The organism is Acinetobacter populi (assembly GCF_002174125.1).
In the GTDB taxonomy this organism is placed as follows: domain Bacteria; phylum Pseudomonadota; class Gammaproteobacteria; order Pseudomonadales; family Moraxellaceae; genus Acinetobacter; species Acinetobacter populi.
This window is the reverse complement of record NZ_NEXX01000001.1, coordinates 784,670-796,114: the sequence shown is the minus strand read 5'-3', so window position 1 is coordinate 796,114 and position 11,445 is coordinate 784,670. Positions and strand designations below refer to the sequence as shown.

The following is an 11,445-nucleotide window of genomic DNA, read 5'->3' as shown; positions in this document are numbered from 1 at the left end:
TTACTCTACAAATATAGTAACTGTTTCTGCGCTGTGACAACCAGTCCCAACGCGAGGTATGCAAATTGGTTGTACGTTGATAATGAGATTGGTGAGATGGCGTGATGCAGGTTTTGCATCTTTTACAAGTCTATTGACTTCAGCATAGGTCCCATCGGTTAGCTCAAGGCCGTTTAGATCGAGCGTGAGCGTAAATGTTCCTGGTGTACCAATTGGATTGGTTTCAAACCATTCTTGAAATACGCATGTGTACCCAAATTGGGCGAGGACTTCTCGAACTGCGGTGCGTGTACCCTTGATCTGATGCTGCCGAAATGACTTTTTGATCAGTTGACGCTGTAAGGAGGGTTGCCAGTCTGTGTCCCATGAATCGACTGAATATTGCCAGGCAAGAAATGGTAAGAATTGATCAGGGGCTTGATCAATAGATGAAAGTGTCTTGATCTCTACTGTTAATGCAGTGTTTTTCTCTGCTATTGTTGTGACATTGCGCTCAAATTGAGTGCTGTTCGGCGGAAGTAGCTTGCTCATTCAACACCGCCGATGATGATTGAAATATCTGTGCAATATGATGCTTGTTCAGAAGTTAGAACTACATCTTCCGTTGGGCTTATCAGTTCTAATCGACTCACACCTTCGATGTGAAGTGCAGCATAAATTGCGGATAATCGAATTGATCTACCGATTCTTTTTTGTTTTGTCGCATAATCAGTCACATTTTTAATCGCTTGCTGAAGTAAATTTGCTGCTTCAGGATCTTTACCGATAAATAATTTTGCGCTGATAGAGTAATTGATAATTTGTGCTGATTGCACTGTAACACGATCACCAATAGGGCGTTTATCTTCAGCAGTTACTGCTTTTTCGACAATTTCAACTAATTCTGGTGATGCTGATCCATTTTGTGAATCCGCTTGTAAAATAGTTAAAGTAATATATGCCGGTTGTGGTGAAACGACACTGACATCACCAACTCGACCATCCGCATCTCTAGCAAATTTTTTGTAAGCCGCTTCTGGACCGGCTACTGACAATGTATCGAATGAAAGTTGAATGCGCTCCCTGAATGCTTCGTCTGATTCGTAGATTGCAGACTTTGGAGGGTTTTTAGTTGAATCGGCTGGGGTGATTATCAAACGCAGTACATTAAAATTTGCTGCAAGTTGATCAAGATCATTTCCTGTGGCGTATGCAAGTAGTAAAGCTCTTGCAGCTATATTAATACGCTGTCGGAGAATAATTTCACGATACGCATTTTCTTGTAAAAATTTACATAAAGGTTCGCTTTCACGACTTAATAAATCTGTGATATCTGCCTTTTCTTCGCTCTCTGTATATAATGCTATCAATGCATTTTTTCTATCGTTATAGATTTGTTCAAAATCTATTGTTTCAATGATGTTTGGCGGGTCGAGTTGATTGAAATCTACAATAGACATTTTATACAGCTGCTCCAAAGTTTACAGGCACTTGTAAATCCTGTGTCGATGTATCATCTGCAAGTTGGATCTGCATATCGAACACCAGTTTCCCTTTAGATAATTGATTGATCGTTAAGCTGCTGATAGAAATTCGGTTTTCCCATTGCAAAATGGCGGTTGCAGCTGCTGCCTGACATTGCAAAATTGTGGTGTTATTTAAAGGTGCATCAATTAACTTGGGTAAAAGTGACCCGTATGTTCTACGCATGATCCGGCTACCGATAGGCGTGGTTAAAATATCCTGGATACTTTGTTTGATATGTTCGATTGTGCTTAGGCTACGGCCAGTTAAACGGGACATCATTATTTTGGTCCTCCAGTATCTGAAGAACCGCCTTGAACCCCGCCATGTGTATGATTTTTTAGGCTAATGCCCGAAGCGGTGACATCGCCATTGCAGGTTAAGGAACCCTTGGCCAGACTTGTTCCATCTACGGATTGACTACCACCAACGGTATTATCTCCGGTCATTGCGGTATTACCATTGGTCTGTACGTTACCATTAGTCGTGACATTACCGTTAATTGTGGTGTCGCCATTGATGGTAATGCCACCAGTTGCCGTTAATGTTGCGGTACCGCCGGCAACTAAAATTGCAGTCAGTGCATGATTTTCTGTGTCATAACAAATCACGGTACCATCTTCAAACAAGCGTAATTTTAAAGCCGGGTTCGATTCCGGACTGGGGTTATTTTCGTTATAAAATCCAAAAATGGCAAAGCCCAGGGCAAGTTCACCGCAGGGAGAAATCACTGCACATTCTTCGCCGAAGCTGGGTGCATCCCATGTTTTATCTGTACCGGAACGTAATACTGCCCAGCGAATATTTGTGGTGGTAATATCACCTAAATTCACTGTAATGGTTTTATTTTCATGGTCGATTGTTTCGACGGTGCCGTATCGGCAGATATTTTCGATACGACGGGCAAGTTCGGCATAGTTCATGCTGTCACTTTGCCGAGTGATTTTTGAATTGTCTTGTCTGTGCTGTTGTCTATTCCCAATACACAACAGAGGTGAGGTGAAATGTTATTATTTTTGCAAAAATTCTTTGGTGAGGCGTTCGATTAAACGAATATCTTCTTGACTAAAACCGAGTAATTCACGTTTTGGATAGCGAATAAAATTCTGACCTTTGCCGGGTCGATCATTCAGTCCGAACTGATGGACTCTGGCAATACGGGCAATACGGCCGACAAAGCCAATGGCAACATAATCTGCGGTATGTTGTTCTTTTAAGAAGCGATAAGTCCGGACTTTATTGAACATACGTAAACGTATATCGCCATTGCTATCACGAATATTTTTGCGTCGCTGGAATGTCGTACCATCCGGATTACGCTGCATGGTGATTCGACGTGATTGGCTGCGGCGTAATTCTAAAGCCAGTTTTGCCATAAGTACTGCACGGCCAGCCGGATGCATTTGTAAAATAAGTGGGGCAATGGTTTCAATCAGTTCATCAAAATCATGGTCAGACATATGATTTACCGTTTTGTTGGAAAGGGCATTTCAAGGGCTGCACCTTTTTGATCTGCGGTCTGGAAACTTACAAGAGTTGAACCTTCCTGATCCTGTAATTCCAGTGTTTGTGCTGGCCAAAATGGTTGATATTGTGGTTCTGCCGGCACATTAATATTTAACTGGCCATCATTATTATTGATAATATGGCGTTCAGTCAGTGGAAAGGTGACACGAATATCGACTTTACTGTTGTCGATGACATCCATTTCAAAATTGATGGTAGTTTTGGCTTTATCAGGATTAACCAATAAATCGCTTTGATGTTCCGAGATCCAGACCAGCAATGGAATCATTAATAAATCAAGATCATTGGCAAAATCGACAAGAATTAATTCAACATTGTAGCGATACTCAATGTTGAGATTATTTCCCATGGAGCAAACAGGGTTTCCCGACATTGCTTTAATCTGCATGGTGTCGGGATTGGTTTTAAGTCCGGCAATACTATTGATGAGATATTCACGCAATTGCTGGATTTTTTTCATGCGGCTTTATTCCCGTAAATCGGTGTTAATCGATTCATGATGCGAGTAAATTTACTGTCATAACCCAGTTTTTTATAATTTGGACCATTATATAAACTGAAAACTGCATGCCAATTTTGTGCTTTAAGTGCATCAAGTAATGAGATTTGTTTTTTATCTACAGTACCTTTTTTCCATTCAATATAACGAAGGAATGCTTCAAGCTGTTGGCTTTCTGAAATATACATCTGGGCAACGAAATCATTAACAGACTCATAACCCAATGATTTCCAATGCCATCCCATAATTTGGAATTGTCCCCAAGAACAAGATTGCAATGCTGCTTGCTCGTTGAACTGCTTTGCTAAAGCAAGTCTTGTATATTCAGCGGAACCACCACGATATCCACCAGTTGCAGTATTTACAACATTTGGATATTGAACTCGCTTTTTATCTGCATTGGCTTTGCTGGTCAATTCACTTAAGTATTGATACATATGATGTCGTTCAAACAAAATAATCGGCCGACCATCTGTTAAAAAGCCACCCGTGCTGCTTTCTGTTTCTGCGAATGCCCGAATGACTAATTCTGGTACATCAAGTCGTTTTGCAGCTGCGATGTAGTCTGCATCGGTCAAAAACTTGGAAGTGTCGGATCCGGTTAATGCAGCATTGGTTTTATCACCGACAATACCATCTGCAACCAAGCCTTTTGATTTTTGAAATGCAATGACCGCATTTTCGGTAAGTTGCCCAAAGTCACCATCGACAAAAAGTTTATGACCATGAGTATTTAGACGTTTTTGCAATATTGCAACGGCATCGCCTTTGCTGCCAAATTTTAAAATCATGATGTTGTACTCCAGATGAGTTTTGCCACATTACCTTTGGATCGCCAAATAAGGACGGCTAGTAGTACTGCAAAAATTGCATCCCAAAGGGTGACCGGATCCTTAAAAAATAGGATATGGACACTTTGCCCGATAAAGGCAGCAATCAGAATCGTTGCCAGAACTGAATATCCCTGGCGTTGACGTAAACCGGATGTGTCGAAACAAATAATCCGGATGCCGCAGAACAGATATGCAATGAGTGCAATCAGTTGAAAAATGACTTCGATCATGATGTACCTCCACCACGAAAAATTTTATTGATAATGTCTGACAGGTTAGATTGATCCACCCAGACCATGACTTTTAAGATGATTGGTAACGAAAAAATGGCAGCGATCATGCCTGCTGTTGCATCATTATTGACGAATGAACGTGCTGTAATCTCGGGTGTAAGTAAATAACCAATGCCAGTTGCAATGACCATGGTCATTAAGCGTTGTAATGGTTTTAAGTCTTTTTTGGTGGTTGCAAATAATGCAGCACCAAAGACCGCCCCCAGCAAAGCATTTCCATTGACAAAGGGGAGAAATGATGCGGCACTGATGGTAATTGCTGTTGCTGCCGCAGTTGTTGTTGGTTCTGCCATTATTGAGATCCTTAATCCCAAAGCTGAATCGTGGCTTTGGAATCTTGTTGATTGTTGGATATTTCGGGTAAATCAATCTCTGTACCGATGGGTAAAATTGGATCTAAGCCGGCTAAATGTGGATTGGCATTTAAAACCTGTTCGACCATGCCTGAACTCTGGCCATAATGTTTCCAGCAAATCAGATCTACTGTGTCGCCTTGAATGGTTGAGATTTTCATAGCAATACCACCGTTAATCGGGTTTCACCGAGCAAATCACGAATGGCAAAGCGTTGATTACGTCGATGTTCTGCTGCGGAAATTCCAACATCATCGGCACGATTTTGGCCATCACCGGATGAGTCGAAACTGCGGTATTTTTCAAGTAATAGGGCAGCACAACAGGCTGCAATTGCACGAAAATACAGAATGTCTTTATCGCCTTCACCGCCGATAAAATCTGTATTTAATTCTGCAAGTGAAGCTGCTTTTACTCGCAGCGGAAGCAACAAACGGTTGCATTCAAGAATAGCGTTCTGGATTTCATGAATTAAACGATCATTGGTGACGCTGCCATCCAGCCGACTGACCTGACGGACTTTTTCGGTACTGACATCGGGAAAAAATCCATTATTCAAGACGATGACATCTGGATTTTTATCTTGTGCACCATTTGCGACGAGGCTGGTAAAGCTCATGATCTAATCTCAAAATAGGGTGGGCGGTGGAGAGTTCAATAGCATCAAGTATTTTGGAAATATTAAGCTTTGAACTCTGCCGCCCAGGTGGTGCGGGTGCACTCGTTAAGATGCTTCAACCTGATTGCCATGATCATCGACAACGGGAGTACCGTTGGGATTGAGCAATAGTGTTGAATCGTGTTGTTCGGATTGTTCAGCTGCTGGTTGTTGGGTCTGTTACGTTTGTTCTGCTGCCAGTTTTTCCGCAGATTTAAGTTCCTGTTTGGCAGCGATCTTTGGATTTTTGGCCAAAGCCATTTTTAAAAATTCGACGGCGTATTGACCTTTCTCCATTTTTAGATACAGCTTGCCGATCGCATGGTATAACTTGGCTCGGATTTGATCGTGCATATCCAATGCATCTGTCATGTCATACACGCTGTTTAAAATACCAACGTCAAAATCACCATCATTTTTAAGTGTTTCTAATGCGGCATTGGCAAGTTCTTCAACCAAAATTGATGCTGTAGAACGGGAAAAATTGTCGGACATTTTTAAATTATGTTTTAGGACAAAGTTGCCAATCATCAACGCCAGATGATAAAAACCGGTGTCGATACACCAGACCATCATTGTCGTGACAATGAGGTCATCAACTGGTTTGTCAGCCTTGATTACACCCTTGACGTATGGCATGTATTTCGGAACAAGTTTGCGCTTTTCTTCAATTTTGGTTTGAATTGATTCAATGCCCTTGAGCCGAATTTTGTCGTTGGTCAGTTCTTTAAGCTGCAACTGATATGCGCTGGCATCTTTGTTGTAACCGCCAAAGTCATCGGTCATGGCGGTCGCTTGTTGCTCCGCCAGAACCTTTAAACGATGGCGTTTTGCTGGTGACATCATCGTTAAATTACCTTAGTCAATAAATTCGATATTTTCTGCAAATGCAACTTTTTCGTATTCTTCTACGACATAGTCTTCATTCACCGATTCATAGTTTGCGATCTGGTCTTTTTTCGGTTCATCAATGATGTGACGACGACGAGTACCTTTTTGCCAATAAATCGACAAGTTATCCAGGCTGGTGATAAGAATTGCATTTTCCGGGAAGTACGGCACTCGGACAGCTTTTAATCCACCGATCTGAATCTGTGATACCAAAACTTGGCCTGCCAAAACATTTTCGTTGTCATCTGCATTGTTGGTAATGCGGAAATTCTTTTCATTGAGCAAGTTACGACCGACAATGACGACTAAATCGGTACCATCTCGAAAAATCGGATGGATATATTCATCGGCAATATTTTGTACCAATGCATCCAGATTTTTATAGTCACCTGTTGCACCAACGGTAATTTTCCCGGAATCTTCCACGCCTTCAGTCATGTGTTGCGTCGGTGCATCTGTACGGATTTTTTGCAGCCAGCCGATATTGACGTCTTGTAATAGTGGATTGGTTGCTCGGTTGGTTGTTTCAGCGGCAGACGTACCATTCCAGCCGATCATGATACGATCCAGACCTTGCTGGGTTTGAATCTGATCTTTAAACAATGGGTAGAAATTAGGTTTATGTGCCCACATGTCAAGTCGGTTGTAGCGGATTGCTGTATCGAAATTGGTTTGACGGCAGAAATAGACACGTTTACGGCTGATGTTGGATGGATCAATTGCAGTACGTTCACCGGTACCACTGGTATCTGTACGTCCTGCAACGGTTGAACCCATGCCTAAGCCAAGCACTTCCGCTGTTTGATCTATCACTTCTTCAACATTGATCATGCCGAGAAATTGGACTTTTTCCTGAATCTGTCCTTCAATTTTCTGTGCAATTGTCGGGCTGACAGTAAATTTTTCGGTAACACTGGAAACTCCGTTGAGCGTGGCCAGTTGTGTCATTGCTGCATTAAATCTTAATCGGGTGTCATTACGCATTTTTTTATCTCAAAATCTGGTTAATCGTAAAAATTTAAAGGACCGGTTTAGCAGTCCACGACATCGGTTGAATTGCCACGGCTAAATTGCTGCTGTTGTCCCGGTTGCTCGGTCGATTCCAGTTTCTGTTTTACCGTTTCGTAATCTGTTTTCAGTGATTTAAAGTTTTCGACTAAATCGTTATGTGCTGTTTGCAATGATGCAAATTGTTTTTCGACATCAACCTGACGTTCGCCAACCATTTGAACGGCTTGCTGCACGTTTGAGAAATTGGCATCGGTTTGTTCTGCATTGCTGGAGAACATGGCTTTGAATTTATTGAACCAACCTGTATTGGCTTGGGTTTCTTCAAATTCGATGCTGGCTTCAATCGGTGTCGAGAACAGATTGTCGGGGCCGTCACCAAACTTGATCCCAGCAAATGTGCTAGAGAATTTTAGTTTTTCGGTGCCAATGGATGCAGGTGAATCGGTAATGCCCAGTCCACCTAAATAGGTTTTACCTGTGCCGGCGAAATTCGGTTTGACTTCAATGGATGTATAAATTTTTTGCCCTTTTTTATTGACTTCAAGCAATTGTGGAAGGGCTTCGATCTGGGCAAATAACGCAAGTTTTTTCTCACCGGCGATTTCAACTTCTTCAGTTTTAAGTGCAAGTACATCACCGTATGCACCAAAAGTTGAATCGGGTGATGCACTGCGTAAATGTTCAAGCCAAATTCGGGCACCATAGGTATTTTGGCTATATGTATCAGCCATATCTGTGAGCCATTGCGGTTCGATGGTGCGGCCATCAATTGATGCACCGGCGACGGCTACACGAAACCATTTTGATTTTTTAGCCGTTGGTTGATTTTCTGCTGACATGTCGGGTCCTGCGTTAAAATTGAAAATAACAATCTATAAATATAATTGGCAGAATCGACACAAATGGATAAATACGCAATAAGCCCTTGTTGTGTATAGCGAATAGACAACACCACCAACATGCTTAATTTTGTAGTAATTGGCTTAATGGCTACATGAATGAAATCGCCGAAAAATCCCCAATACTGACCTTTGATAACCGACTGTATGCCAAGTTTTTATATTGGATGGGTTGGCGGATCAGTTCGATTGCAGAATTCTTGAAAGAGAATGATAAAACTGTCCACGCATGGAAAACCCGTGATGAATGGGACAAAGACGCACCTGCATGTCGTATTGCCGAAGCACTTGAAGCCAGAATGGTGATGCTGATTTTGAAGGATCAAAAGTCGGCACATGATTTTAAAGAAATTGATTGTTTAATGCGGCAGGTCGAACGTCTGGCTAGGGTCGATAAATATTTAAATGGTGGCAATGAAGCGGATCTGAATCCGAATATTAAAAATAGAAATGCTAAACCCAAAAAAGCAAATTTACCCAATGCATTGACAGAAGAACAAATCGAACAACTGATTGAAAAATTTGATGAGGGATTATTCGATTATCAAAAAGTCTGGTACCGCAATGTAGATCAACGTAACCGAATATTGCTTAAATCCCGTCAAATTGGTGCAACTTTCTACTTTGCCCGAGAGGCTTTGATTAAAGCAATCACCACCGGACGAAATCAAATCTTTATCTCTGCATCAAAAGCCCAGGCACACGCCTTCAAGGGATATATCAAAGATTTTGTCATGCAGGCAATCGAAGTTGATCTTACTGGCGATCCGATCGTGATTACTTTGCCAAGCAATGAAACAGTACGTTTATTCTTTTTAGGTACAAATTTCAGGACAGCGCAAAGTTACTCCGGCGATTTATATTTTGATGAGTTCTTTTGGGTTTATGGTTTTGCCCAATTGAAAAAAGTTGCCTCCGGTATGGCAACTCAAAAAATCTATAAAAAAACATATTTTTCCACCCCTTCCACCAAAACCCATGAGGGTTATAAGTTCTGGAATGGTGAAGCCTATAACAAAGGGCGAACCAAGGATAAAAAGGTTGAAATTGATGTATCACATGGTGCATTGGTAAACGGTGCATTATGTGGGGATCGTACTTGGCGACATATTGTTAATATTTACGATGCCGAACGTCAGGGCTGTGACTTATTTGATATTGAAGAATTGATCGATGAAAACAGTACAGATGAATTTTCTAATCTGTATATGTGTGAATTTGTCGATGATGGTCACTCAATGTTCCCATTGGCAAGCTTACAACCATTGATGGTTGATAGCATGGAACTCTGGTACAAGGACTTTAAACCAGCATTCAATCGACCTTTCGGCAACAAAGAGGTGTGGCTTGGCTATGATCCAGCGGAAACAGGCGACAGTGCCGGATTGATTGTTCTGGCACCGCCTGATTATGAATATTCAAAATTCCGTGTACTGGAAAAGTATCAATTCAAAGGCATGGATTTCAAATCGCAAGCCGATGTGATTGAAAAAATATGTAAAAAATATCGGGTGACTTATATCGGACTGGATACGACAGGTATGGGTACAGGTGTAGCCCAACTGGTCAAAGTCTTTTTCCCAGCATTAACCACATACAGTTATTCACCAGAAGTTAAAACATTATTGGTGATGAAAGGACTTGAAGTGGTTCAGGATAAAAGACTTGAATTTGATGCCGGTGATATTGATATTGCCATGAGTTTAATGTCGATCAAAAAAACCATGACCGGATCCGGTCGTCAATTCACATTTGAAGCAAGCCGATCTGAAGAAACCGGACATGCAGATTTAGCCTGGGCATTATTGCATGCCCTACAAAATGAACCGCTTGGCCAACGCCAGGGCGCAAAAACAGGTAGAACAAAAGTTGAGATTGGATAATGAGTGATGAACACGTAAAGCTAAGTGATGGTATGGTCTTTACCTTTGGCGATCCGGAACCGGTCTTAAATGGCTATCAAATACAGGATATGATGGAATGCTGGTGGAATGGTCAATATTATGAAACGCCATTTAATATGTATGGGTTGGCAAAATCGATTGGATCTAATCCCTATTTACCCAGTGCTTTGCAGTTCAAGAAAAACCAACTGTTAAAATATTTTGTGCCACACCCAAAATTAAACCTGAAACAATTTGATCGCCTGTGTCTTGAGTTTGTGACGTTTGCCAATGCTTATCTGGAGCGTGTAGATAATTGGTTGGGTGAACCGCTGTACTATCGTGCTTCGATTGCAAAATATACCCGGCGAATGAGTAAAGACAATGAATTCTTATTGATTAAAGATGATTATTCATTGCAGCCATATCGTAAAAATTATATCTGCCATATTGCTGAAAATGATATTAATCAAGAAGTGTACGGTGTGCCGGAATGGATGGCAGTATTGCAAAGTGCATTGCTGAATGAGTCGGCTACACTATTTCGTCGCAAGTACTACAACAATGGATCGCATACAGGTTATATCTTGTATATGAATGATCCAAATATTACCGAAGATGATGCCGATGCGATTCAAACTGCGGTAAAAAATTCAAAAGGTCCTGGTAACTTTAAGAACCTTTTTATCCACGCACCAAACGGCAAAGATAAGGGCGTACAGATTATCCCTGTTAATGAAGTGGCGACAAAGGATGATTTCTTTAATATCAAGTCAACTACACGAGAAGATATCCTAGCAGGGATGCGAATTCCACCTGTGTTGATGGGGATCATTCCGAGTAATACTGCTGGCTTTGGATCTCCAACGGAAGCATCACAAATTTATTTTGAAAATGAGATTATCCCATTGCAAGTACGGTTATCGTCGATTGTGAATGAATGGGCAGGGGAACAGTTGATTCGTTTTGATAATCCGATGCCACTGAAGGATTGACGTGTTGTGTATTGACAATAGACAACACGACCTGCAAGACACACCCTAAACATCATATTAATTTTAGTCCAAAAGCAAAAAGCCAAGAACTCGTAATTCT

The 11,445-nt window shown here is 41.4% G+C and carries 16 protein-coding genes; 2 read left to right on the top strand and 14 right to left on the bottom strand.

The window, feature by feature from the left end; all coding sequences use genetic code 11:
• From CAP51_RS03600 to CAP51_RS03535, 14 genes are all read right to left on the bottom strand, one after another.
• Positions 1-531, bottom strand: a complete 531-nt coding sequence (locus CAP51_RS03600; RefSeq protein WP_087619372.1) for a phage tail protein I — start codon at positions 529-531, stop codon at positions 1-3.
• Positions 528-1,439, bottom strand: coding sequence for a baseplate J/gp47 family protein (locus CAP51_RS03595; RefSeq protein WP_087619371.1), 912 nt, complete (start codon positions 1,437-1,439; stop codon positions 528-530). Before CAP51_RS03595 ends, CAP51_RS03600 begins: the two co-directional genes overlap by 4 nt.
• A gap of 1 nt (position 1,440) precedes the next feature.
• The gene (locus CAP51_RS03590; protein ID WP_087619370.1) at positions 1,441-1,785 is read right to left on the bottom strand and encodes a GPW/gp25 family protein; all 345 of its coding nucleotides are present in this window, start codon (positions 1,783-1,785) and stop codon (positions 1,441-1,443) included.
• Positions 1,785-2,426, bottom strand: coding sequence for a phage baseplate assembly protein V (locus CAP51_RS03585; RefSeq protein ID WP_087619369.1), 642 nt, complete (start codon positions 2,424-2,426; stop codon positions 1,785-1,787). Before CAP51_RS03585 ends, CAP51_RS03590 begins: the two co-directional genes overlap by 1 nt.
• An 87-nt stretch (positions 2,427-2,513) precedes the next feature.
• Positions 2,514-2,963, bottom strand: coding sequence for a phage virion morphogenesis protein (locus tag CAP51_RS03580; RefSeq protein WP_087619368.1), 450 nt, complete (start codon positions 2,961-2,963; stop codon positions 2,514-2,516).
• 5 nt (positions 2,964-2,968) lie between these two features.
• Positions 2,969-3,490, bottom strand: coding sequence for a phage tail protein (locus CAP51_RS03575; RefSeq protein WP_087619367.1), 522 nt, complete (start codon positions 3,488-3,490; stop codon positions 2,969-2,971).
• A complete protein-coding gene (locus CAP51_RS03570; protein WP_171294719.1) occupies positions 3,487-4,320 on the bottom strand; it encodes an N-acetylmuramidase domain-containing protein in 834 nt (277 codons plus the stop codon). Before CAP51_RS03570 ends, CAP51_RS03575 begins: the two co-directional genes overlap by 4 nt.
• Positions 4,317-4,592, bottom strand: coding sequence for a phage holin family protein (locus CAP51_RS03565; protein ID WP_087619365.1), 276 nt, complete (start codon positions 4,590-4,592; stop codon positions 4,317-4,319). The genes CAP51_RS03570 and CAP51_RS03565 overlap by 4 nt, the downstream gene beginning before the upstream one ends.
• Positions 4,589-4,948, bottom strand: coding sequence for a putative holin (locus tag CAP51_RS03560; RefSeq protein ID WP_087619364.1), 360 nt, complete (start codon positions 4,946-4,948; stop codon positions 4,589-4,591). The genes CAP51_RS03565 and CAP51_RS03560 overlap by 4 nt, the downstream gene beginning before the upstream one ends.
• Positions 4,949-4,959: 11 nt before the next feature.
• On the bottom strand, positions 4,960-5,169 hold the full coding sequence (locus tag CAP51_RS03555; protein ID WP_087619363.1) for a tail protein X: 210 nt from the start codon (positions 5,167-5,169) through the stop codon (positions 4,960-4,962).
• Entirely contained in the window at positions 5,166-5,627 is a 462-nt protein-coding gene (locus CAP51_RS03550; protein WP_087619362.1) for a head completion/stabilization protein, read from the bottom strand. The genes CAP51_RS03555 and CAP51_RS03550 overlap by 4 nt, the downstream gene beginning before the upstream one ends.
• A gap of 219 nt (positions 5,628-5,846) precedes the next feature.
• Complete coding sequence (gpM, locus tag CAP51_RS03545) at positions 5,847-6,512, bottom strand: phage terminase small subunit (protein WP_245809065.1); 666 nt, start codon at positions 6,510-6,512, stop codon at positions 5,847-5,849.
• 12 nt (positions 6,513-6,524) lie between these two features.
• The gene (locus CAP51_RS03540) at positions 6,525-7,541 is read right to left on the bottom strand and encodes a phage major capsid protein, P2 family (protein ID WP_087619361.1); all 1,017 of its coding nucleotides are present in this window, start codon (positions 7,539-7,541) and stop codon (positions 6,525-6,527) included.
• Positions 7,542-7,588: 47 nt separating this feature from the next.
• Positions 7,589-8,407 carry a GPO family capsid scaffolding protein gene (locus CAP51_RS03535; RefSeq protein ID WP_087619360.1) on the bottom strand — a complete coding sequence of 273 codons (819 nt, stop codon included), beginning with the start codon at positions 8,405-8,407 and terminating at the stop codon, positions 7,589-7,591.
• A gap of 155 nt (positions 8,408-8,562) precedes the next feature.
• Between CAP51_RS03535 and CAP51_RS03530 the strand changes: the two genes are divergently transcribed.
• Together CAP51_RS03530 and CAP51_RS03525 are read left to right on the top strand one after the other, a co-directional pair.
• Complete coding sequence (locus tag CAP51_RS03530; RefSeq protein ID WP_087619359.1) at positions 8,563-10,350, top strand: terminase large subunit domain-containing protein; 1,788 nt, start codon at positions 8,563-8,565, stop codon at positions 10,348-10,350.
• Entirely contained in the window at positions 10,350-11,345 is a 996-nt protein-coding gene (locus CAP51_RS03525) for a phage portal protein (RefSeq protein ID WP_245809064.1), read from the top strand. The genes CAP51_RS03530 and CAP51_RS03525 overlap by 1 nt, the downstream gene beginning before the upstream one ends.
• Positions 11,346-11,445 lie beyond the last annotated feature (100 nt).

What these genes read in the sequence shown, in the direction of transcription:
- CAP51_RS03565 (WP_087619365.1), bottom strand. Translation starts at nt 4,592, where the DNA reads ATGATCGAAGTCATTTTTCAACTGATTGCACTCATTGCATATCTGTTC.
- CAP51_RS03580 (WP_087619368.1), bottom strand. Translation starts at nt 2,963, where the DNA reads ATGTCTGACCATGATTTTGATGAACTGATTGAAACCATTGCCCCACTT.
- CAP51_RS03535 (WP_087619360.1), bottom strand. Translation starts at nt 8,407, where the DNA reads ATGTCAGCAGAAAATCAACCAACGGCTAAAAAATCAAAATGGTTTCGT.
- CAP51_RS03590 (WP_087619370.1), bottom strand. Translation starts at nt 1,785, where the DNA reads ATGATGTCCCGTTTAACTGGCCGTAGCCTAAGCACAATCGAACATATC.
- CAP51_RS03530 (WP_087619359.1), top strand. Translation starts at nt 8,563, where the DNA reads ATGAATGAAATCGCCGAAAAATCCCCAATACTGACCTTTGATAACCGA.
- gpM (WP_245809065.1), bottom strand. Translation starts at nt 6,512, where the DNA reads ATGATGTCACCAGCAAAACGCCATCGTTTAAAGGTTCTGGCGGAGCAA.
- CAP51_RS03540 (WP_087619361.1), bottom strand. Translation starts at nt 7,541, where the DNA reads ATGCGTAATGACACCCGATTAAGATTTAATGCAGCAATGACACAACTG.
- CAP51_RS03575 (WP_087619367.1), bottom strand. Translation starts at nt 3,490, where the DNA reads ATGAAAAAAATCCAGCAATTGCGTGAATATCTCATCAATAGTATTGCC.
- CAP51_RS03525 (WP_245809064.1), top strand. Translation starts at nt 10,350, where the DNA reads ATGAGTGATGAACACGTAAAGCTAAGTGATGGTATGGTCTTTACCTTT.
- CAP51_RS03600 (WP_087619372.1), bottom strand. Translation starts at nt 531, where the DNA reads ATGAGCAAGCTACTTCCGCCGAACAGCACTCAATTTGAGCGCAATGTC.
- CAP51_RS03595 (WP_087619371.1), bottom strand. Translation starts at nt 1,439, where the DNA reads ATGTCTATTGTAGATTTCAATCAACTCGACCCGCCAAACATCATTGAA.
- CAP51_RS03585 (WP_087619369.1), bottom strand. Translation starts at nt 2,426, where the DNA reads ATGAACTATGCCGAACTTGCCCGTCGTATCGAAAATATCTGCCGATAC.
- CAP51_RS03555 (WP_087619363.1), bottom strand. Translation starts at nt 5,169, where the DNA reads ATGAAAATCTCAACCATTCAAGGCGACACAGTAGATCTGATTTGCTGG.
- CAP51_RS03570 (WP_171294719.1), bottom strand. Translation starts at nt 4,320, where the DNA reads ATGATTTTAAAATTTGGCAGCAAAGGCGATGCCGTTGCAATATTGCAA.
- CAP51_RS03560 (WP_087619364.1), bottom strand. Translation starts at nt 4,948, where the DNA reads ATGGCAGAACCAACAACAACTGCGGCAGCAACAGCAATTACCATCAGT.
- CAP51_RS03550 (WP_087619362.1), bottom strand. Translation starts at nt 5,627, where the DNA reads ATGAGCTTTACCAGCCTCGTCGCAAATGGTGCACAAGATAAAAATCCA.